The organism is Amycolatopsis sp. NPDC098790 (assembly GCF_044759945.1).
Lineage (GTDB): Bacteria > Actinomycetota > Actinomycetes > Mycobacteriales > Pseudonocardiaceae > Amycolatopsis.
This window is the reverse complement of the sequence record NZ_JBIWAI010000001.1, coordinates 2,206,614-2,227,436: the sequence shown is the minus strand read 5'-3', so window position 1 is coordinate 2,227,436 and position 20,823 is coordinate 2,206,614. Positions and strand designations below refer to the sequence as shown.

At 70.7% G+C, this 20,823-nt stretch carries 21 protein-coding genes and 1 tRNA gene; 6 read left to right on the top strand and 16 right to left on the bottom strand.

Annotated features, from left to right (window positions below):
- Window positions 1–144: 144 nt before the first annotated feature.
- From ACIQWX_RS11195 to ACIQWX_RS11170, 6 genes are all read right to left on the bottom strand, one after another.
- On the bottom strand, window positions 145–1,563 hold the full coding sequence (locus ACIQWX_RS11195) for an ATP-binding protein (protein ID WP_400868251.1): 1,419 nt from the start codon (window positions 1,561–1,563) through the stop codon (window positions 145–147).
- Window positions 1,560–2,252 (bottom strand): response regulator transcription factor, encoded by a 693-nt coding sequence (locus ACIQWX_RS11190; RefSeq protein ID WP_400868249.1) that lies wholly within the window; start codon window positions 2,250–2,252, stop codon window positions 1,560–1,562. Before ACIQWX_RS11190 ends, ACIQWX_RS11195 begins: the two co-directional genes overlap by 4 nt.
- A gap of 67 nt (window positions 2,253–2,319) precedes the next feature.
- Window positions 2,320–2,928: a trimeric intracellular cation channel family protein gene (locus ACIQWX_RS11185; protein WP_400868248.1), complete on the bottom strand. Its 609-nt coding sequence runs from the start codon at window positions 2,926–2,928 to the stop codon at window positions 2,320–2,322.
- A complete protein-coding gene (locus ACIQWX_RS11180) occupies window positions 2,929–3,582 on the bottom strand; it encodes a response regulator transcription factor (RefSeq protein WP_003087851.1) in 654 nt (217 codons plus the stop codon).
- A gap of 207 nt (window positions 3,583–3,789) precedes the next feature.
- Window positions 3,790–4,668: a hypothetical protein gene (locus ACIQWX_RS11175; protein ID WP_400868246.1), complete on the bottom strand. Its 879-nt coding sequence runs from the start codon at window positions 4,666–4,668 to the stop codon at window positions 3,790–3,792.
- A 5-nt stretch (window positions 4,669–4,673) separates the two neighbouring features.
- Window positions 4,674–5,726 carry a hypothetical protein gene (locus tag ACIQWX_RS11170; RefSeq protein ID WP_400868245.1) on the bottom strand — a complete coding sequence of 351 codons (1,053 nt, stop codon included), beginning with the start codon at window positions 5,724–5,726 and terminating at the stop codon, window positions 4,674–4,676.
- A 215-nt stretch (window positions 5,727–5,941) separates the two neighbouring features.
- On the opposite strand from ACIQWX_RS11170, the gene ACIQWX_RS11165 reads away from it, so the two are divergent.
- Window positions 5,942–6,014, top strand: a tRNA-Arg gene (locus ACIQWX_RS11165).
- Between the two features lie 3 nt (window positions 6,015–6,017).
- Here ACIQWX_RS11165 and ACIQWX_RS11160 read toward each other — a convergent pair.
- From ACIQWX_RS11160 to ACIQWX_RS11140, 5 genes are read right to left on the bottom strand one after another with little or no spacing between them, the layout of a single operon-like run.
- On the bottom strand, window positions 6,018–6,320 hold the full coding sequence (locus tag ACIQWX_RS11160) for a hypothetical protein (RefSeq protein WP_400868244.1): 303 nt from the start codon (window positions 6,318–6,320) through the stop codon (window positions 6,018–6,020).
- Window positions 6,313–6,672 (bottom strand): hypothetical protein, encoded by a 360-nt coding sequence (locus ACIQWX_RS11155; protein WP_400868242.1) that lies wholly within the window; start codon window positions 6,670–6,672, stop codon window positions 6,313–6,315. Before ACIQWX_RS11155 ends, ACIQWX_RS11160 begins: the two co-directional genes overlap by 8 nt.
- Before the next feature lie 2 nt (window positions 6,673–6,674).
- Window positions 6,675–7,757 carry a hypothetical protein gene (locus ACIQWX_RS11150; RefSeq protein ID WP_400868240.1) on the bottom strand — a complete coding sequence of 361 codons (1,083 nt, stop codon included), beginning with the start codon at window positions 7,755–7,757 and terminating at the stop codon, window positions 6,675–6,677.
- A gap of 46 nt (window positions 7,758–7,803) precedes the next feature.
- On the bottom strand, window positions 7,804–8,703 hold the full coding sequence (locus ACIQWX_RS11145) for a hypothetical protein (RefSeq protein ID WP_400868238.1): 900 nt from the start codon (window positions 8,701–8,703) through the stop codon (window positions 7,804–7,806).
- A 29-nt stretch (window positions 8,704–8,732) separates the two neighbouring features.
- Window positions 8,733–9,344 carry a hypothetical protein gene (locus ACIQWX_RS11140; RefSeq protein WP_400868236.1) on the bottom strand — a complete coding sequence of 204 codons (612 nt, stop codon included), beginning with the start codon at window positions 9,342–9,344 and terminating at the stop codon, window positions 8,733–8,735.
- Window positions 9,345–9,491: 147 nt separating this feature from the next.
- Here ACIQWX_RS11140 and ACIQWX_RS11135 point away from each other — a divergent pair, with 147 nt between their 5' ends.
- A complete protein-coding gene (locus tag ACIQWX_RS11135) occupies window positions 9,492–12,377 on the top strand; it encodes a tetratricopeptide repeat protein (protein ID WP_400868234.1) in 2,886 nt (961 codons plus the stop codon).
- Between the two features lie 40 nt (window positions 12,378–12,417).
- Here ACIQWX_RS11135 and ACIQWX_RS11130 read toward each other — a convergent pair whose 3' ends face one another.
- Both ACIQWX_RS11130 and ACIQWX_RS11125 read right to left on the bottom strand, forming a co-directional pair.
- Window positions 12,418–12,597: a hypothetical protein gene (locus ACIQWX_RS11130; protein ID WP_400868232.1), complete on the bottom strand. Its 180-nt coding sequence runs from the start codon at window positions 12,595–12,597 to the stop codon at window positions 12,418–12,420.
- Window positions 12,598–12,709: 112 nt separating this feature from the next.
- Entirely contained in the window at window positions 12,710–13,939 is a 1,230-nt protein-coding gene (locus ACIQWX_RS11125; protein ID WP_400868230.1) for an MFS transporter, read from the bottom strand.
- 83 nt (window positions 13,940–14,022) lie between these two features.
- Here ACIQWX_RS11125 and ACIQWX_RS11120 point away from each other — a divergent pair, with 83 nt between their 5' ends.
- Window positions 14,023–14,853, top strand: coding sequence for a LysR family transcriptional regulator (locus ACIQWX_RS11120; RefSeq protein WP_400868228.1), 831 nt, complete (start codon window positions 14,023–14,025; stop codon window positions 14,851–14,853).
- Here the strand turns inward: ACIQWX_RS11120 and ACIQWX_RS11115 are convergent.
- Window positions 14,843–16,045 carry an amidohydrolase family protein gene (locus ACIQWX_RS11115; RefSeq protein ID WP_400868226.1) on the bottom strand — a complete coding sequence of 401 codons (1,203 nt, stop codon included), beginning with the start codon at window positions 16,043–16,045 and terminating at the stop codon, window positions 14,843–14,845. The genes ACIQWX_RS11120 and ACIQWX_RS11115 overlap by 11 nt on opposite strands.
- Window positions 16,046–16,055: 10 nt before the next feature.
- Window positions 16,056–16,571: a heme-binding protein gene (locus tag ACIQWX_RS11110; RefSeq protein ID WP_400868224.1), complete on the bottom strand. Its 516-nt coding sequence runs from the start codon at window positions 16,569–16,571 to the stop codon at window positions 16,056–16,058.
- 157 nt (window positions 16,572–16,728) lie between these two features.
- On the opposite strand from ACIQWX_RS11110, the gene ACIQWX_RS11105 reads away from it, so the two are divergent.
- Entirely contained in the window at window positions 16,729–17,814 is a 1,086-nt protein-coding gene (locus ACIQWX_RS11105) for a sensor histidine kinase (protein ID WP_400868222.1), read from the top strand.
- Window positions 17,811–18,434, top strand: a complete 624-nt coding sequence (locus tag ACIQWX_RS11100) for a response regulator (RefSeq protein ID WP_400868220.1) — start codon at window positions 17,811–17,813, stop codon at window positions 18,432–18,434. Before ACIQWX_RS11105 ends, ACIQWX_RS11100 begins: the two co-directional genes overlap by 4 nt.
- Here the strand turns inward: ACIQWX_RS11100 and ACIQWX_RS11095 are convergent, their stop codons facing one another.
- On the bottom strand, window positions 18,435–19,430 hold the full coding sequence (locus ACIQWX_RS11095; RefSeq protein WP_400868218.1) for an aldo/keto reductase: 996 nt from the start codon (window positions 19,428–19,430) through the stop codon (window positions 18,435–18,437).
- A gap of 46 nt (window positions 19,431–19,476) precedes the next feature.
- Between ACIQWX_RS11095 and ACIQWX_RS11090 the strand changes: the two genes are divergently transcribed.
- Window positions 19,477–20,793 carry a PLP-dependent aminotransferase family protein gene (locus ACIQWX_RS11090; protein ID WP_400868216.1) on the top strand — a complete coding sequence of 439 codons (1,317 nt, stop codon included), beginning with the start codon at window positions 19,477–19,479 and terminating at the stop codon, window positions 20,791–20,793.
- The last annotated feature ends 30 nt before the right edge of the window (window positions 20,794–20,823 follow it).

Sequence of the window (20,823 nt, the reverse complement as noted above, 5' to 3'; positions counted from 1 at the left end):
GGATCGGCGTGGGTGAACTTCGAAACAACAGGTCAGCGCGGAGGCGCCGCACCCGAGTTGAACAACACCACCACGGGCCGGGCGAACAGGCAACAGTGAACCGGCACCCGCGGCGGCGTACCGCGGGTGCCAGGCGGCCCCGGATCAGCCGGGCGCCCCCGGCAGCCGGATCGTCATCAGCGCGCCGCCCTCGGGCGCCTGCGAGGCGTACACCGCTCCGCCGTGCCGCTCGGCCGCGTGCTTCACGATCGCCAGGCCGAGCCCGGAGCCGGGCAGCGTCCGCGCCTCCGACGAGCGGTAGAACCGGTCGAACACCTTGGGCAGGTCCTCATCGGCGATGCCCGGGCCGGCGTCGGCCACCTCGACCACGGCCGTGCCGTCGCCGAGCGGGTAGAGCCGCACCCAGACCGTCGCGTCCGGCGGCGAGAACTTCACCGCGTTGTCCAGCAGGTTCAGCACCGCGCGCTCGAGCGAGCTGTTGTCGCCGGTGAGCACCCACGGCTGCAGCGAGACGTCGAAGTTGATCTCCCCCGCCCGCCGCCGCGCCCGGTCCAGCGCGCGCTCGACGACCTCCACCAGCTCGACGCGTTCGAAGCGCTCGCGCGGCTCGTCCTGGCGCGCGAGCTCGACGAGGTCGCCGATCAGCTGGGTCAGCTCGTCGAGCTGGCCGCTGATGTCGGCGATGATGTCGACGCGGTCCTCGTCCGGCAGCGGCGGCGCGCCCGGCTTGCTCGCGGCGAGCAGCAGTTCGAGATTGGTGCGCAGGGACGTCAACGGCGTCCGCAGCTCGTGGCCGGCGTCCGCGACCAGCTGGCGCTGGCGTTCCTGCGAGTCCGCGACCGTGCCGAGCATCGTGTTGAAGCTGGTGGTGAGGCGCGCGAGCTCGTCGTCGCCGCTGACCGGGATGGGCCGCAGGTCGCCGGTCTTGGCGACGCGCTCGGCGGCCGACGTCAGCCGGTCGACCGGGCGCAGCCCGGCCCGCGCGACGGCGGTGCCCGCCGCGGCGGCGACCAGGATGCCTGCGCCGCCGATCAGGAACAGCACCAGCGCGAGCTCGTTCAGCGTCCGCTTGGTCGGGCCCATCGACTGGGCCAGCACGATCGCCTCGCCGTGCCCGGACGGCAGCGCGACCACGCGGCTGTCGGTGCGGAAGTCCGTCCGCATCGACTCGGGCGAGTCGCCGTTCGCGACGGCGAGCTCGCGCTGGTCGAACGGCGGCGCCGAGCTCGACAGCGGGTAGGTCATCACGGCGTGCGCGACGTCGGGCGCGGCGTTGAGCTGCCCGATCTGCAGGTCGGCGCTGGCCAGGAAGGCACCAGGCACCTGCCGCAGCTCGGTCTGCACCTGCGGCGACGCGACGGCCGCCTGGGCGCGCGCCATGAGGCCGTCGTCCAGCTGCTGGTAGAGGTTGCTGCGCACGACCATGTACGCGCCGAGCGACACCAGCGCGACGGCGCCGGCGACGCAGGCGGCGGCGAGCAGCGTCACCCGGCCGCGCAGCGAGAACCGGCGCGTCCCCCAGCGCGTGCCGCGGGGGTCACCGGGCTCGCCGTCGTCGATCACGGTGGGGTTTCCCTCAGGACGTACCCCACCCCCCGCACGGTGTGGATCAGCCTCGGCTCCCCCTCGGCCTCCGTCTTGCGGCGCAAGTAGCCGACGTAGACCTCCAGCGCGTTGCCCGACGTCGGGAAGTCGTAACCCCATACTTCCTCCAGGATCCGGCCCCGCGTGAGGACGTGCTTCGGGTAGGAGAGGAACAGTTCCAGCAGTGCGAACTCGGTCCGGGTCAGGCTGATCTCGCGGCCGCCGCGGCGGACCTCGCGCGTGCCCGGGTCCAGCGTCAGGTCCGCGAAGGACAGGATCTCCGACGCCTGGCCGTTCTGGCCTTCGGGGACGGCGCGGCGCAGCAGCGCCCGCAGCCGGGCGAGCAGCTCCTCCAGCGCGAACGGCTTCGGCAGGTAGTCGTCGGCGCCGGCGTCGAGCCCGGACACCCGGTCGGAGACGGTGTCGCGCGCGGTGAGCACGAGGATCGGCAGGTCGTCGCCGGTGCTGCGCAGGCGGCGGGCCACCTCGAGGCCGTCGAGCCGGGGCATCATGACGTCGAGGACCATCGCGTCCGGCCGGTCGGCGATGATCGCCTCCAGGGCCTGCGCACCGTCGCTGGCCAGCTCGACCTGGTAGCCGTTGAACTCCAGGGACCGCCGGAGCGACTCACGGACGGCGCGGTCGTCGTCCACCACAAGGATGCGCATGGCGTCAGTCTTACTCAGCGTGCTGAGACTCGCCTAAGAACACACACAGAACTAACAAAGAGAATCCTCACTCCGGCGCCCGCGCGACGGGCGCGTTCCAGTGCCGCCAGAGCGCGATCATCCTGATGGCGACCACGCCCGCGGCCGCGACCACGGTGACCGGCCCCTCCGGAAGTCGCACGACGTGACCGACGACGACCAGCACCGAGCCGGCCAGCGCGGCCACGGCGTAGATCTCTTTCCGCAGGACGAGGGGGATTTCCCGGAGCAGCAGATCGCGCACGGCACCACCGCCGATGCCGGTCGTCATCCCGATCAGGCACGCGGCGTAGACGGTCGCGCCGGCGTTGAGGGCGATGGTCGTCCCGGCGGTGGCGAAGACGCCGAGCCCGAGCGCGTCGGCGAGCAGCACGCCCCGCCGAAGCCGCGCGACCTGCGGGTGGAAGGCGAAGACGACCAGAGCGGTCACGGCGCAGACGGCGAGGTAGGGCCAGTTCCGCAAGGTGGTCGGCGGGTGGATGCCGAGCAGGACGTCCCGGATGACCCCGCCGCCGAGCGCGGTGGTGAGCCCGACGACCACGACGCCGAAGACGTCGAGCCGAGCCCGCACGGCGGCGAGCGCCCCGGACGCCGCGAAGGCGACGAGCCCGAGGAACTCCAGCGCCGTGAGCAGCATCTACTGGTCGAGCAGGCCCCCGCGGTAGGCCAGCAGAGCGGCCTGCACGCGGTTGGCGGCGCCGATCTTCGAGAGCACGGCGGAGACGTACCCCTTGACGGTGGCTTCGGAGAGGTGCAGGCGCCCGCCGATCTCGGCGTTGGAGAGGCCCTGCCCGATGAGAGCGACGACCTCGCGCTCGCGTTCGGACAGTGAGGCGAGCAGCTTCCGGGCAGGCTGAGCAGCGCGTTGTTCGTCCCGGTGGGACTGAACCATCCGCGCGGCAACCCCCGGGTCCAGGACAGCGCCACCTCTTGCCAGGTCCCTGACGGCTCGCAGGAGAGCGGCCGGATCGATGTCCTTGAGGAGGAAGCCGTTGGCACCGAGCCGCAGGGCGAGGCTGACGTATTCGTCGATGTCGAAGGTGGTCAGCATGGCAACGGTGGGCGGATCGGGAAGGGCGAGGATGGCCCGCAGGGCGCGAATGCCGTCGTCAGGGGCCCGCATCTTGATGTCGAGCAAGGCGACGTCGGGGTGGTACCGCCGGGCAACTTCCACTGCGGATCTGCCGTCGGAGGCCTCGCCCACGATCTCGATGTCCTGAGCCCCGGACATCATCGCGCGCAACCCCGAGCGCACCAGTTCCTCGTCGTCGGCGAACATGAGCTTGATCAACGAAGCCCTCCGCAACAGCCAGTAGGAGGCGGCTCCCCGCGTCCCGTTAACGAAGGTTACCTACTGTTGTTCAGCAGTTCGAAACCAGACACGACCAGGTGAGGCACTGGTCCGTCCAGGTCAGGTGAGGTGGGCCGTCCGGCAGGGTGTATCCCGACTGCCGGGCGCGGGCAAGAACCACTCACCTGGGTGACGACGAGAGTCGGATCAGCCGCGAACCTGCTCGAACACTTCGGCCAGCTCCGCGAGCCCTACCTCGTCCGGGTGGCCCGACGCGGAAATCGCTTCCGCGAGGTGCACACGTTCGGCGGCGGGCAACTCGGCCAACGTCGCAGCTGTTGCTTCCGGCCCGGCCGTCTCCAGCAGGCCGAGGAACTGTTCGGTGATGCCGAGCAGACCTTCGCCCGCGTCCAAGTCTTCGAGAGCCAGTTCTCCGCGCTCGACCAGCAGCTGCGTGGCGATCGGACCCAAGCCCGGGTCGGCACGCAGACCGTCGAGCACCACACCGCCGTCAGGAAGGGAATCGACGAGGATCCCGAGCATGACGGACGCGCGCGTCCGGAACGGGCACCGGCGGACGGCGTCCATCAGCAGCGCCAGGCCCGCGTCCCGGCCACCGTGCGCGGCCAGCCAGCCGCCGATCTCGGCCGCGGCCGCCTCTTCACTGAAATGTTCCGTGACGACGCCCAGCATGGCCGCGGGAGCGGCGGCGGCGAGCTCACCCACCACCGGCGCGAACCGGCCCTCTCGCAGCAGCCGTTCCCGGACCGCCCAGGTCGCCAGCGGGGTGAGGGTGACTAGGTCGAGCGACGGCGCGTCGAGAGCGTCCCGCAATCGGCCTTGGACATCCGGTGAGAGCTCGGGGTTCTCCGGCACGAGGTCCATGGTGTACATCGGGTCGGTCGGTCCCGTGGTCAGCTCGACCACATCGAATTCGGCCAGCTTGGTGAGCAACCGCCGGAACTCGCCGCCGAACCCGTCCCGCCACATCGGCTCGGTCGACGGGTCGAGATCGAGGTAAGCACTTTCCAGACTGGCCAGCCAGGCGCTTTCGGCGAGCCGCACCACGGGTATCGGCTCCGGCATGCCGTTTACCGCGTTGAGCACGTCCGGCAGCACGAGGTCGAGACAGTCGTCGAGCAAAACACGGCGTAGCCGGGGCCCTCCTTGACCAGCAGGCCTCTCTCGGGGAGCGTGTCGAACGCTGCCGCCCACAAGGCGAGAGCGTTCTTCACCAGCGGCGCCGCTTTCGCCACCCGAACCAGCTTGCCCTTGACCACCCGCACGACCCGCGCGCGCTTCGCGATTTCGAACAGGATGCTGAGGTCCGGCAGGTCGGCGGTGCTGCGGACACGCTGGACCGCGCCACCAAGTTCCCATTCGAGCCGGTCACCGGTATCCAGTAGCGACACGAGCTCGCGGGCGTCGGCGAGTTTGAGGGTGCCGGTACCGGTCAAGGCTCGGCCGTCACCCACCCATTCGACGAATTTCCGCAGCTTGACCACAAGCGAGGAGCGCTCTGCGGCGTCGACTAGCTCCGCCTCCGCCGGCAAGGACACCGGCAGCTGCGGAAGCGCCCGCCCATCCTGCTCATCGACGTGCCTGGCGGCGAGGTCAACGAGCAGACCGGCGTCGTATGGGTACTTCCCCTCGCGGACTTCGGCGAGGAAGACGTTTATGGCATCGGAGTCGGCAGGATCGACCCCGTTCCGGATGGCGGTCATCGCCCAGTACTTGCCGACGCCGAAGTTGCGCTCGTCAGCCATGGCGGCCGGAAACTCGGACGCCGCCTTCGCAACGGCGTCCTCGATGTCGGCAAAGGGCTCGCCCATGGGGTCGGCCAGCTCGGTCTCGTGCAGGTACCGGAGGAACAGGAGCAAAGTCCCGGGCACGAGCAGGGCGTCATCAGCGGTGGCCGACAACGTGCGCGGCACGTATGAGAGGAGGAAATCCCGGACGAGCGCGGCGGTCCAATAGGCGAGCCGCCCATCGATCGACGTGTGCCGGAACTGGAGCGCCGAGATGACGGCGTACGGGTCGATCTCGCGCCCCTGCGCGGCCGCCCAAGTGGTGAAGCGGCGGACCAGCAGGTCCTGCCCCGCCTCGTAGCCCTCGTAGTCATCCTCGTCGTAGTAGGTCCGCACTCCGGCTGCCGTCCTTCCGAATGCCGAGGACGGTAGTGCCGAGAGCCGGACAGCCATCGAGGAGGTCGACCGCCGCCCGCGGCGCAGCCTTCGACTATCTGTCTACACTAGGTGACAGGTCATATCCGCGGAGTGCCCGACGCTCGATCCGGAGACCACCCATAGGCCCAACCCCTCTGTGCACCGGCTGTCAGGTAGCCTGTGCGGGTACACAAGCCCTCGTAGCTCAGGGGATAGAGCACCGCTCTCCTAAAGCGGGTGTCGCAGGTTCGAATCCTGCCGGGGGCGCCTTCAAGTACGAGCCAAGCGCAGCGCGACACCGAGCATCACGCCGGAGAGCACGACGAACAGCAACGTCGCCGCGCCGAGCAATACGGTCTCTCCGCGGCGATTCGCCGTCCGCAATCGATGATTCGCGGCCAGCGCGATCACGGCCGACGCAATAGGAATCGCCCACGACCAGTGCGGATAACGCACGATGCCCCAAATGGCGAACCCCGCGAATACGACGCTGAGGAGCCAGACGCCGAAATACGCCTTGCGAAGAATGGCGTCCGTGTCGAACAGCGGTGAGCCGTTTCGTGGGTCAGCCATCGAGCCAGTCCACCTCGGAAAAGTCTTCGTCGTCGTCCGGACGCACTCGGCGGGGCGGCGGCTCCTCCTCCGAGGATGCCAGCTGCGTCATCGCATTCCGGCCTGCTTCGGCCTGCGCGTCCTTCTCGGCTTCGGACAGGCCGCCGTACCACTCGGTGAAACGCGCCGTGCCTCCCGCGAGCACGTCCGCGTACAGGTTCGCGCCCATGATCCCGCGCGGCGTTACGTTGCCGGCCAACAGTTCGCGGGCCATCTCCGCCACGGCCGGGTTGGCCGTCGATGCCGCCAGCTTGGTCAACAACGCTTGCCGGGCTCGGTTCTTCACCGGGTCTGCGGAAAATTCCGGTGACATGGTCAGGCTCCCGGGTGGTCGTAGCCGGCGGGCAGGGGGTGGGCTTCGAAGCTTCCGCCGGAGCCGATGACGTCGAGGATGCCGCCGTGGATCAGGCGGATCGAGTTCTGGACGTTCATCAGCAGGTTCGTCATCTGCTTCCAGCCGTCGACCACGTTCTTGCACTCCAGTGCGGCGAGGCTCCAGAGCACGACCGGGCCGACCACGGTCTCGGACAGCACGCCGCCCGCCGCCAACTCGACCGCGCCCCAGAAGATGCTGTCGAAGATGTCCTGGATGATGTCGTTGATCGTTTCGGAGACCTCCCAGACGCCCTGCGCCGCCTCGCGGTACTTGTCGCGCAGGGTGCCGAGGCCTGCCGCGTAGCCGTCGACGGTGCCGGCCAGCCCGCCGAAGTACTCGGAGGCCTCGTTGGCCGCGTTGCCCGTCCAGCTGGTCAGCAGGGTGGCGATGTTCGTCTTCACGTCGTACGCGAGGTCACCGCAGAAGAGGGACAACGAGTTCAGCGCGTCCGACGCCTTCGCGAACTGCTCCCAGTCGCCCGCAACCCAGTTCGAGAACTCCTCGACCGGGTTGACCTGGATCGTTGCGTCCAAAAACTGTTGCGTCCAGTAGCCCGCGCTGATCAGGTTGCCCAAGTCGTTCACGAGCCGGATGGGGTTGGTGAAGTCGGCTGCCTGAGGAGGCTTCAACCGTTCCGCCGGGTGGGAGATCTGGCGAACGGCCTGTGTACTGGTGTCCGCGGGCAGCCCCGGCACCGACGGCATCCGCGGCGGGCTTCCGGGGTCGGGAAAAGTCCGGTCCAGCCGCTCGGCCGAGCCTTGGTCGACGCGGTCGTACATCTGCCGGACGCGGTCGAGTTCCGCGCTGCTCGCCTCGCACACCGACGCGAGGCCGGTCAGTGCCTTGACGATTTCGCCCTTGGCCTGTTCGTGGCTGCCGACCAGCTCGGCGATCAGCCCCGGCTGTGCGCCGATCTGGAGGTTGGCCCCGGCGAATCCCTCGGCAGCCTTCGCGTCGCCGTGGTGGTTGCCGAGGATCCCTCCGTACAGCCCGATCTGGAACGTGTCCACCGTGAACGCCACGGACTACTCCCTAGCGTAGTTGATCAATCGCAGAGAGTATGCCAGCTCAGGGCTGAGTCGCCCAGCGGACTCCGTACGCCAGGCCCGGCGTCAGCCCGCGGAATCGCAAGTGGACCTCCCCCGACGAGTCCACCGTCTCCGGACGCCCCTGGTACCCCGGGTCCGACACGTCCCGCTGGAACGCCCCTTCCAAAGCCCAAACGGCAGGAGGCGCCCCACCGAACCGAACCCGCAGGTCGAACGAGTCACAAGGCTGCCGCGGGACGGAAACCATGTACGGCCGCAGCGATGGCGGCCGGAACAGCATCGCGCACTCCCACGACTCCCCTCGGGACAGCGGCCGCGGCAACTCCAGCCCGTACCCCCACCTCGACGACGTCTCCATCCCGCGATCGACCAGCGAACCGCCGTACAAAACAGTGACCGGGGGCCGGCCTGCAGGCAGCGACACCGCCAAGTCAAGGAACTCGAGACCCTCCTGATCCGCCACGATCCGACGCCGCTCCAAGACCAGGAGCTCGTCCACCACGCAAGCGATCGACAACGACGACGTGTGCCACCGGTCGGATGGCGAAGGCGGTAAAGAGGACGCCGATGCCAGCTCCGCCAGCAACACGATCGCCTCGTCCACGCGACGGCGGACCGTCCGTGGGTCTCGGTCGACTTTCAAAGCGGCCCACCGCACCCTGTCCTGGTAAAGCGGCTGGCGTGCCTCCGCGGAAATCGCGAAGGCCGCCAGCGCCGCCAAGCGCAGGTCGTCCGGTAACTGAGACGCCAGCTCGGACAGCCGGCCGGACACCTTCTCCCGGATCGCCACCTGGCCGTCGTCCGACGACACGGCGCACGCCGATCTCAAGGACGGCCCCACTCGGCCGTCGAGACGGCCTGCCAATCCTCGGCCCTTGCGCAGCGTCTTCAGCTCCTGGACCAGCTCCGCCCTCTCCACTGTCCTTCTCCTTCAGTGCGTCTCCATCGTCAGCACCCCCTTGTGGACAGCCTGCGGGCGGGCGGTGGACCGGAAGTGGACAGAACGTGCATCACCGACGCGATCAGCGCCGTTCCCAGGCGGACGCCGTCGCGGCTCAAGTAGCAGCGGAACGTTCCGATGCGGCCCAGGGCCTCTTCGTCCGCGTCGCCGACGCCGAACGTCACCACGCGGGGGCGGTGGGACCAGGCCGGATCCGACAGCACCGAAAACGCCGGCGGCCAGGTCACCGGGTCCGTCGGCTGGCCGTCGGACAGGAAGAACACCATCGGGCGGTGGACCCGGACGCGGTGCGCCGCGAGCAAACCCAGGTCTTCGTCGATGACCGACCGCAGGAACGTGAACACCGGGCCGAAGTTGGTTCCCGCGCACGCCCCGGGCGCGGGGAGGTCCGCCAGGCCGTTCATCGGCAGCATCCGCTGGACCAGCACCGGCTTCTCCCCGAAGCCGACCACGCTGCACAGCACCCGGTCGGTGATCGACGCGTCCGCGTGCACCGCGCCGCGGAACTCGCGCAGGCCGTGGTTCAGCTCTTCGAGGTGGTCGGCCATCGAAAGCGAGACGTCGCACGCCACGTAACACGGCAACACGTCGGACCCCATACCGGTTTCTCCTTCACCCCTGATTCGACCGGCGGAGTCTGGCAACCCCGCGTGTATCGAACGTGCAAGAAATGCGGATTACCGAAACTCCAACGGCCGATTGCGCGACATCAACGGGGGAAAGCAAGCTGACGCCGGGGAGGCTGCGTGGAGTTCCGGATGCTCGGCCCGCTGGAGGCGTGGCACGACGGCGCGCCGGTGCCGCTGGGTGACCAGCAGCAGCGGTTCGTCCTCGTCGTGCTGCTCCTGAACGCGAACAAGCCGGTGTCGAGCCCCCGCCTCGCCGAGATCGTCTGGGCCGACCGCGAAGCCAAGCCCACCCTGGTGCGCAGCTACGTCAAACGGCTGCGCGACGTCGGCGTCGGCATCGAGACCACCCCGACCGGCTACCTCCTGCGGCTCGGCGACGACCAGCTCGACACCGTCCGGTTCGACCGGCTGCGCGCCGAGGCGGGCCGGGCCGGCGACCCGCGGCGCAAGGTCGAGCTGCTGCGGGAGGCCGTCGGCCTGTGGCGGGGCCGGTTCCTCGAGGACATCGACATCGACCGCGTCGGCGGGCCGGAGGTCGTGGTCCCGGAGGAAACGCTGCCGGACGCCGTCGGCGACCTCGCCGAACTCGAGCTGGACACCGGCGACCACCGCTCGGCACGCGACCGGCTGCGGCCGCTCGTGCGGTCCGATCCGGCCAGCCAGAAGCACGCCGGGCTGCTCATGCGTGCCCTGCTCGCCGGCGGTGACCAGGTCGGCGCGCTGCGCGTGTTCGAGAGCACCCGCGCCGCCCTCGGCGGGCTGCGGATGGAGCCCGGTCCCGTGCTGCGCAACCTCGCCGCGCGCGCCGAACACGGGGAACCGCCCAGCTCGCTGCCTTCGCGACCCGGCGAGTTCACCGGGCGGGCCGCCGAACTCGCGGCGATCGAGGTGGCTGCCGCGGCCGGACGGTCCGCGGTCTGGGTCAGCGGCGCGCCCGGCGTCGGCAAGACCGGACTCGCCGTCGAGGCCGCGCACCGGCTGCGCGACCGCTTCCCCGACGGCCAGCTGCTGGCCCGCCTCAACGGCTTCACTCCCGGCGTCTCCGAGACCAGCGTCGGCGACGCGCTCACCGAGCTGCTGGTCGAGCTCGGCGTGCCCGCCGAACAGATCCCGGCCACCGTCGGCCGGAAAGCCACGCTCTACCAGACGACGCTGTGGGGCACGCGCACGCTGGTCGTGCTGGACAACGCCGCGTCGCCGGAGCAGATCCGGCCGCTGCTGCCCGAGGCCGACGGCTGCCTGGCCGTCGTCACCAGCCGCCGCATGGGCGACGTCGGGGAGCCGGTCCGGCTTTCGCCGCTGCCGCCGGACGAGGCGGCCGAGCTGTTCACCGCGCTGGCCGGCCCGGCGCGGGTGCGCGGGCGGGCGGGCGACGTCGCGCTGGTCGTCAAGCGCTGCGGCTACCTGCCGATGCCGATCCGGGTGGCGGCCGCGCTGTTCCGGCGGCACGAGCGGTGGCCGCTGGCGCACCTGCTGCACCTGCTCGAAGAGGACGGCCCGTGGGGCGAGGACGACGGCATCGCCGCCGTCCGGGCGTCCTACCAGCAGCTCGGCGAGCCGCAGCGCGCGATGTTCCGGCTGCTCGGGAGCCTGCCCGGGCCGGACGTCGGCGTCGCGGGCGGCGCCGCGCTGGCCGGCTGCGACGTCGGCGAGGCGCGGCGGCTGCTCGACGACCTGCACGAGGTCAGCCTGCTCGAAGAGGCCGCGCCGGAGCGGTACCAGATGCTCGACCCGCTCAAGGAGTTCGCCGCCCTCGAACCGGCGTCCGCACAGTCGCTGGTGCGGCTGCTGGACTTCTACCTCGTGACGCTGGCGGCCGCGGTCGGCGCCGCGTACCCGTTCGACCGGGCGCAGCTGCCCGCGCCCGACCGCTCCTGCCCGGTGACGCCGGCGTTCGCCGACGAAGCCGCCGGCCTGCGGTGGATCGTCGCCGAGCGGGACAACCTCGTGGCCGCGATCCGCTACGCCGCCCGGCACGGCCTGCCCGAGCACACCTGGCGGCTGGCCGTACTGCTGTGGCGCTACTTCAACACGACGAACCAGTTCGAAGACTGGATCGGCACCCTCGAACTCGCGTGGGAGACCGTCTCGGCCGACCCCGGCAACGACTACGGCCAGGCGCACGTCCTGCTCCGGCTGGCCACCGCGAACGACCGGAGCGGCCGGCTCGCCGAGGCGCTCGAACACGCCGCCAAGGCGCTGCCGAAGTGGCGGCGGCTCGGCGACCCGCGGGGCGAGGCGGCGACGTTGTGCGCGCTCGCGATCCCGACGATGGAGCTGGGCAAGCACGAGCAGGCGATCGCCCACCTCGAGGCCGCGCTGGAGAAGTACGAGCAGAGCGAAGACCGGCGGGGCGAGGCCCACGCGTTGAGCATGCTCGGCTACCTCAACGAGCTGCACGGCAACCTCGACGTCGCGCTGCGCCAGCATTCGGCGGCCGCGCGGCTGCTGCGCGAGATCGGGCACCTGCAGGGCTTGGCGCACGCGGTGAACAACCTGGGGTCCGTGCAAGAGCATCTCGATCTGCTTCCGGAGGCGCTGGCCAGTTACACGGAGGCGCACGGGCACGCCGCCGAGGTCGGCGACCACTGCGTCGAGGCCTACGCGCTCAACAACATCGGCAACGTGCACCGCAAGCAGGGCCGGTTCACCCAGGCGGTGCGCTACCACGACAAGGCGCGCGAGGTGGCGGCGAACGTGCCGGACGCCGACCTGCGCACCCAGCTCTACCTCGACCGCGGCGCGACCGCGTTGGCCCGGGGCGCGCGGCAAGACGCTTTGACGGCGTGCGAAGCGGCTTTGGACTTGGCTGTCGGAGACGGGAACCGCACCTACCAGGCCCGGGCCCACCGCGGTGTCGCGGAAACACTGCACGCGATGGGTGAGCACGAGCGTGCCGGCAAGCATTGGGACGCGGCCGAAACCGCGTTCGCCGAACTCGGCTTGCCGGAGGCGGACGAAGTACGCGAAGCACGCGCGGCCTTCGACTGCGCCTGCGCCTGACACCGGGCCGGCCGGGTTCGCGGCCGGCCCGGCGAGCGCGTCAACCGTGCCAGGGGTTGCCGTCGGTGCCCGCCGGCGGCGGGGTGCTGGTCGACGGCGGCGGCGTGCTGCCGCCACCGTCCGCGGACGCCGTCGTGGCACCGATGATCGGCGCCGCGGCGATGATGCAGAGCGCGAGCACGGGGCCGCCGATCTTGGCCAGCTTCTTGGGCATGGACATGACGAATCCTCCAAGGGAATGGGGTTTGACCAGGGATTCCGGAGGAAGTTCCGGCCCTGCACCCAGGATTCGTCACACGAATGAGTGCAACAAGGCGTTTCCTGTTTCCTGTTCAACAGGAAACAGGAAACAGCAGAGCGCCGAGGAAAAGGAGTGCGCCGGCCGCGGCGAGGGCCGTTGTCGTCGACGTCGCGTTCAGGAGGACGCCCAGGACCGCCACCCCCAGGACGGCGCCCGTTTGGCGGGACGCGTTCAGTGCTCCGCCCGCGATTCCCGCCAGCTCACGCGGTGCCGAGCCGACCACCGCCGTCAGCAGCGAGGGGATCGCCAACGAGACGCCGAAACCGAGAAGCGCCAACGCGAGCACCGAGAAATCCGGGAGGAACGCCTGGAGTAGCGCGCCCGACGACATCAGCAGAAAACCCGATATCGCCGGGACCCGCGGGCCGATCCGGGCGACCAAACGGCCCGTGAAGATCGGGTTGAACGCCGTCGGAATCGTCAACGGCAGGAATGCCAAGCCCGCCGCCGACGGGGAATACCCGCGCGTTTGCTGAAAATACAGCGACAGCACGAACAACACGCCCGACAAGCCGAAGTTCACGATCGCGCCCGCCAGGAGGTTCCGGGAGAGCAACGACACCGGCAGCATCGCGTCCGGACGCCGTAGCGAAGCCACGAACACCGCCGCCGCGGCCAGGGACACCAAAAGCACCCAGAAAGCCGACTCCACCAGCGCGTACGTCATTGTCGACAAAGCGACTACCGTGGACACCTGGCCCACCCAGTCGACCCGGCCCGGCTTGGGCGGCGTCGGCGGGGCCGACCGGGACAACGCGAGGGCGACCAGCGCCACCGGGACGTTCACCAGGAAGATCGCGCGCCAGCCGAACGCCTGGGTCAGGACGCCGCCCAGCAGCGGGCCGGCCACCAGGCCCGTTCCGCTCACCGCAGCCCACACGCCCATCGCCTTTGCGCGGGCAGAAGGCGAGGGATAGGCCGAAGCGATCAGGGACAGCGAGGACGGCACCAGCAATGCACCCGCCAAGCCCAGCAGCGCGCGAAGGGCGATCAACACCACCGGCGACCAGGAAAACGCCGACAACAGGGACAGCACGGCGAACGACAGCAAGCCCGTGAAGAACACGCGGCGGGCGCCGAAGCGGTCCGACCACGCTCCGGCCGTCAGCAGGAACGCCGCGAACGTCAGGGTGTACCCGTTCGAAACCCATTGCTGCTCGGCCAAAGACGAGGACAACGACGGCAACGCCACCGTCACGATCGTCGTGTCCAGCATGACGAGGAAGTAGCCCAGCGAGAGGCCCGTGAGAAGTCTTGCCACACCGGAAACCCTGGACTCTCCGTGACACCAGCGGAAGCAGGCAGTTACGATGGCGGGTATCGGGAACGCCGATGGGGGATCACATGGAACTGCGCCACCTGCGCACTTTCCGCGTCGTCGCGCGGACGCTCAACCTCACCCGGGCCGCCGCCGAGCTGCACTACGCGCAGTCCAGCGTCAGCGAACAGATCCAGGCCCTCGAAGCCGAACTCGGCGCCAAGCTCTTCGACCGGACCAGCCGGACGTTGACCGCCGCCGGGAAGCGCCTGGCGGGTTACGCCGACCAGGTGCTCGAACTCGTCGAGGAAGCCAAGGCCGCGGTCGACGACGAGCGGGGCGAACCCGACGGCCATCTCACCATCGGCGCGCTCGAAACCCTGTGCACGCACTGGGTTCCGGGCATCCTCAGCGACTACCGGACGCGGTGGCCGCGCGTCCGGCTGACGCTGAAGGAGGGCGGCCGCGGCGAGCTGTACCGCGGCGTCCGCGAGTCCGAAATGGACGTTTGCTTCACCTTCGGCGACACGCCGGGCGATCCCGCCTTCGCCAGCCGGAAGGTCGGCGAAGCACCGCTCGTCGTCATCGTGCCGCCCGGTCATCCCTTGGCAGCGAAGGAAGAAATCCAGCCGGAAGACCTCCGCGGGGTCGGGTTCCTGGCCACACCGAAGGGGTGCGGCTTCCGGGAGATGCTGGACCGGCTCGACGGACCCGTCATCGACACCGAGGTCGGCAGCCTCGCTGCCCTCGGCCGGTGCGTCGCCGCCGGGATGGGCTGCGGGATCGTGCCCGCCATGGTCGACCACCCCGGCGCCGTCGCCGTTCCGCTGGCCGGCGAGACCACCGACGTCACCATGACGTGGCGGCGGCGCGACGAACACAAGCCCAGCATCGCCGCGCTGCTCGCTAGCGCTTGACGACCGACAAGCCGTCCGCCACGACCACTCCATTGTGGACGACCGTGCGGTCCTTGCCCCGGTCCATCACCGCACTGGCCGGCGTTTCGCCGTCGACCAGGACGAGGTCCGCGCGGTCGCCGACGGCCAAGCCGGGTCGGTCGGAAACACCGGCCAGCCGGGGGACGTCGTGGCTCATGATCGACGCGCCGCCCATCGTGGCCACCGCCAGCGCCAGCTCGATGTCCGCGTCACGGCGGAAGCCGCGCGTGAACGCCAGCTGCCACGTCCGGTCCAGCAGGTCGCAGTTGCCGTATGGGCTCCAGTAGTCCCGCTGGCCGTCCTCGCCGAGTCCGATCCGGACACCCGAAGCGATCAGGTCCACAAGGGACAGTTGACCCGAGGCCGACGGCGCCACGGTCGTCATCGCGATGTCCAGCGCGGCGAAGTCGTCGATGACCCGGCGGCTGACCGACTCGGAGATCGAGCCCAGGTCGTACGCGTGGGACATCGTCACCTTGCCGCGCATGTCCAGCGCCCGGACGCGCTCGATGACCAGGTCGGTCGAGAACAGGCCGAGGTGCCCCGGCTCGTGCAGGTGGATGTCCACTTCGGCCTGGTGCTTCTCGGCCAGGCCGAACACCGCGTCCAAGTGCCCCTTGGGATCGCGGTCCAGCGTGCACGGGTCGATGCCGCCGATCACCGTCGCACCCGAACGCATTGCCGCATCGAGCAGTTCGAGCGTGCCTGGCTCGCGGAGGATGCCCGCCTGCGCGAACGCCATCACCTGCACCTCGGCCTGCTCGGCGAACCGCTCCCGGGCGGCCAGCACGGCGTCGAGCTTCTCCAGCCGGCAGTCGACGTCGACCTGCGCGTAGCTGCGGACCCGCGTGGTGCCGTTGGCGATCATCCGCTCGAGCGTCCCGGCGACCCGCGTGGGCAGCGGGACCTCCGCCGACCGCCAGTTCTCGCGGTCGTTCGTCATCATCGCCACCACGCCCGGGCCGCCGGTGTGCGGCCGGAACGGCAGCCCGATCCGCGTCGAGTCCAGGTGCACGTGGACGTCGCTGAACGCCGGGAACAGCAACCGGCCACGGCCGTCCACAGTGGCCGGAGCCGACGCGTCGTGCGGACGGACCGCCGCGATCCGGTCACCGCTCAGTTCGACGTCACTGCGCTCGCCGCCCCAGGGGCGGACATCACTGATCAACACCCTGGACACGCTACTTGCCGAGCGCGTCCACGCCGGCCTGGGCGAACGCTTCGTCCTGCGCACCCGACGGCGCACCGGCCACGCCCACGGCGGCGATCGGCGTCGACCCCGCGGTCACCGGGACCGCGCCGGCCAGGAAGAGGGTGCCGTCGATGTCCTTCAGCGTCGGGGCCTGCTGCAGGCGGCCGACCAGTTCGGACGTCTTCGCGTTCCACGCCACCGCCGTGAACGCCTTCTCCTGCGCCGAACTGTAGGACTGCGGGCCCGCGCCGTCGCCGCGCAGCGTCACGATGGTGTTGCCGTCGCGGTCCACCACGGCGACCGACACGTGCTGGCCGGCCTTGCCGGCGGCGTCCAATGCGGCCTGAGCGGCCTTCGAAGCGGCGGCGATCGACAGGTGCGACGTCTGGACAACGCTCTTGGGAGCGGCCGGCGCGGCGGTGGCCGGGACAGCGGCGAACGAAACAGCGCCGACGGCGGCGAGCCCGGCGACAGCGGCGGCGATGCGGATGCGGGTCGAGTTCATGATGTGCTCCTGGTCAGCGAAGGTTTGATGGCTCCAGCTTCACCCCGGAACCGGGTGGTTCCGGTCGTCGTCCCGGCTGACACCGGGGTCATCCGATCGGCTGATGCGCGGCCTCCGGACCGGGTCGACGCTGGTGCCGGACGAGGAGGGAGCCAGCATGGACGGCATGAAAGACGCGAGGTGGCTCGCCGCGGCCATGCACTCGGCGTTCTTCCTGCTCGTGCTCGGCTCGGCGGTCCGCTACCTCACGCGCCACGACGGCACTGCCCTGGCGCCGTGGGTGCTCGGGTTCACCGCGGCCCTGGTCGTCGCGTACGGCGCCGGCCTGGTCGTCGGCCGGCACCTCGTGTGGCTGACCGTCGTCCTGGCGCTGTGGGTGGTGCTGGTGGTGCTCGCTCCCAGCTTCGCGTGGTCGGCGATCCCGTTGCTGGTCACCGGTCTGCGCACGCTGCCGACCGGGCAGGCGCTCGCGCTGGTCGGCGTGATCACGGCGCTGGTGGTCGTCTCGCAGAACCGGCTGGCCGACGGCTTCGACCCGAACCTCACCATCGTGCCGATCGCGATCGCCGTGGTCACCGCCGCGGTGATCACCTACATGCGCCGCCAGGCCGAGCGGCTGCGCGAATCGGAGAGACGCGCCGGCGTGCTGGCCGAACGCGGGCGCGTGTCGCGGGAGCTCCACGACGCGCTCGCGCAGGGCCTGTCGAGCCAGGCGATGCTGCTGCAGGCCGCGGACCAGGCGTGGGACCGGCCCGAACTGGCCCGCGAGCACTTGCGCGCCGCCGAGCGCGTCGGTGCGGCCAACCTGTCCGAAGCGCGGCGGCTCGTCCAGGACCTGGCGCCCGCCGATCTCGCCAATGCCACGCTCGAAGAGGCCTTGCGGGCCGTCGCCGGCCGGGCCGGGGTGCCGGTCGAAGTCCGCATCGACGGCGCCGAGCCGCCGCTGCCGGAGCGCGTCCAGTCCACTGTGGTCCGCATCGCCCAGGGCGCGCTGGCCAACGCGCGTGAGCACGCGGACGCCGGCAGTGTCGTGCTCACGCTCACCTACCTCGACGACCAGGTCGTGCTGGACGTCGCCGACGACGGACGCGGGTTCGCTGAACCGGCGCCGGGCAGCGAGCGAGGACACGGGCTCCCGGCCATGCGCGTCCGGGCCCAGCAGCTCGGTGGCAGGCTGACGGTCGAGTCCGCGCCCGGTCAGGGCACGGTCATCTCGGCCGCGATCCCGCTGGAGGCCTCGTGAGAATCAGCGTCCTGGTGTGCGACGACCACGCCGTCGTGCGCGCCGGGTTGCGCGCGCTGCTGGCGGGCGCCGACGGCATCGACGTCGTTGGGGAAGCAGCCAGCGGGGAGGAAGCCGTTGCCACCGCTGACGCGTTGCGCCCGGACGTCGTCCTGATGGACATCCAGCTCGGCGACGGCATCGACGGGATCGAAGCGACGCGGCGGATCCGGAGCACCCCCAGAGCGCCCCGGATCCTGGTCCTGACGACCTACGACACCGACGCCGACATCAGCCGCGCGATCGCCGCCGGGGCCACCGGTTACCTCCTGAAGGCCGGGTCCGCGACCGAGCTGTACGCGGCGATCGAAGCGGCCGCGGCCGGGCGCACCGCGGTGTCGCCGCCGGTCGCCGACCGCATGATGGCCCAGCTGCGCGCGCCGCGGCCGTCGCTCACCGGCCGCGAACGCGACATCCTGCGTCAACTGGCCCAAGGCTTGGGCAACAAGGAGATCGCCCGGGCGCTGTTCATCAGCGAGGCGACGGTCAAGACCCACCTGAGCCGGATCTACGCGAAGCTCGAAGTGGACACCCGCGCCGGAGCGGTCGCCGTGGCCAAGGAACAGCGCCTGCTGGACTGATCAGGCAGTGTCCAAAAGGGACATCTGTTCGTCCGAGAGTTCCAGGGTGAACGCCGGCGCGATCGACTCGTAGTGCTCCCAGGTGCGCGGGCCGATCAGCGGAATCGCTCCCTTGTGGACCAACCAAGCCAAGGCCACTTGATTGCCGGACGCGCCCAGTTCCGAAGCCACCTTGGCCACCGCGGCCAGCCGCGCTTCCGAGTCCGGACCGGCATACGCGCGCCAGATCTGCGTGGACTCCCGGTAGGTCGCGTCGTCGTAGATCCCGCGCAGCAGCGAGGAATACGCGGCCAGCGAGACGTCCGGGTGCGACGACAGCCAGTCCAGCAGCTCGCCGCCCGCGATCGACGGGACGTCGGCGCCGGTCGGACGCAGGTACGAATGCTGCACCTGGACCGCCACCGGGGACGCCCAGCCGTTGGCCAGCGCCAGGGAGCGGATGCGCTCCAGGCGCCACGTGCGGACGTTGCTCCAGCCGAGGTACCGCACCTTGCCCGACCGCACCAGACCGTCCAAAGCGGACAGTGTCTCCTCGAGCGGGGTGCGCCGGTCGTCGACGTGCACGTAGTACAGGTCGAGGTGGTCGGTCCCCAGGCGACGCAGGCTCTCCTCCACCTCTCGGGAAATCACCGCGGCGCTCGCGCCCTCGTATGTGCGCTCCCGCGCTTCCCAGTCCGTCGTGCCGTCCGGCCGGGACGCCGCACGAGCCGCGGGGAGGTCCGTGATGCCCGCCGCCACCTTCGTCGCCAGGAACACGCGGTCGCGGCGGCCGCGCAGCAGCTTGCCGAGGAGCGACTCGCTCTCGCCGCCGGCGAACTGCTCGCCCGCCCACCACGCGTAGCAGTTCGCCGTGTCCAGGAAGTCGCCGCCGGCGTCGAGGTACGCGTCCAGGATGCGGGCCGACGTCGGCTCGTCGGTCGACGTGCCCATCGTCATGCAGCCCAGCGACACCTGGCTCACGCGCTGACCGGTCCTGCCCAGTTCCACCTTCTTCATGCCACCAACCTAAAGGTGAATCGGTCCGGTACTACAGTCCAATCCCGTGGCCGGATCACAGACCAATTGGGGCGTCCAGCTGGAGCTGAGCGGACCGGGACCGAAACACGAACAGCTGACCCGGGCCCTGCGCCGGACGATCCGCGGGCTCGAAGACGGCGCCGCGTTGCCGCCGAGCCGTCAGCTCGCCGCCGACCTCGGGTGCTCGCGGTGGGTCGTCACGCAGGCCTACGCCCAGCTCGTCGCCGAGGGGTACCTCGACGGGCGCGCCGGCTCCGCCACGCGCGTCCGCCGGGTCGGGGACGCCGTCGCGGCGAAGCGGCCGGCGCCGGTCGAGCCGCCGCGGTACGACCTCGCACCCGGGCTGCCCGACCTGCGGCACTTCCCCCGGCAGCGGTGGGCGGACGCCGTGCGCGGCGTGCTCACGACCGTGCCGCACACCGACTTCGGCCTGCCCGATCCGGCCGGGCACCCGCGGCTGCGCGCCACCCTGGCCGGCTACCTGCGGAGGGTCCGCGGCGCCGAGACGGACGACGTCGTGGTCTGCGGCGGCGTCACCGACGGCGTGACCCGGGTCTGCCGCGCGCTGCTCGAAAAGGGCGTCACGCGGTTGGCCGTCGAAGACCCCGGCTGGACGCGGTTGCGACGTGCGGCCGCAAACACCGGGATGGCGATCGACCCGGTGCCGGTCGACGGCGAAGGCCTCGACGTCGGCCGGATCCCGGCCGGGACGCGGGCCGCGCTCGTCACGCCCGCGCACCAGTTCCCCACCGGCACCGTCCTCTCGCCGCGGCGGCGGGCGGAGCTGATGGCGTGGGCACGGGACGTCGACGGGCTGGTCCTCGAGGACGACTACGACGCCGAGTTCCGCTACGACCGGCGGCCCGTCGGCACCCTGCAGGGCACCGATCCGGGGCGGGTCGCGCTCTTCGGGTCGGTCAGCAAGACGCTCAGCCCGGCGCTCGGCCTCGGCTGGGTCGCACTCCCTCCACAGTGGACTGTCGAAGGGCACGCGCCGCCGGTGCTCGACCAGCTCGCGCTCGCCGGCTTCGTCGGAAGCGGCGGCTACGACCGGCACCTGCGGGCCGCGCGGCTGCGGTTCCGCGCGCGGCGCGACCGGCTCGTCGACGCTCTAGGAGACGTCCGCCTGTCCGGGGTCGCGGCCGGGCTGCACCTCGTCCTGCACCTCGAGCGGGACGCGGCGGTCGTCGTGCGCGAGGCGCGCGCGAAGGGCGTGAAGGTGACCGATCTCGACGACTACCGCGTCGCGCCCGGCGAGCCCGCGCTGGTGCTCGGCTACGGCAACCTCGCTGACAACGCTGTCGAGCCGGCCGCCCGGTTACTGCGCGAAGCCGTCGGCTGAGGTCTTCTCAAACGCCCATCGAGGTGGAAA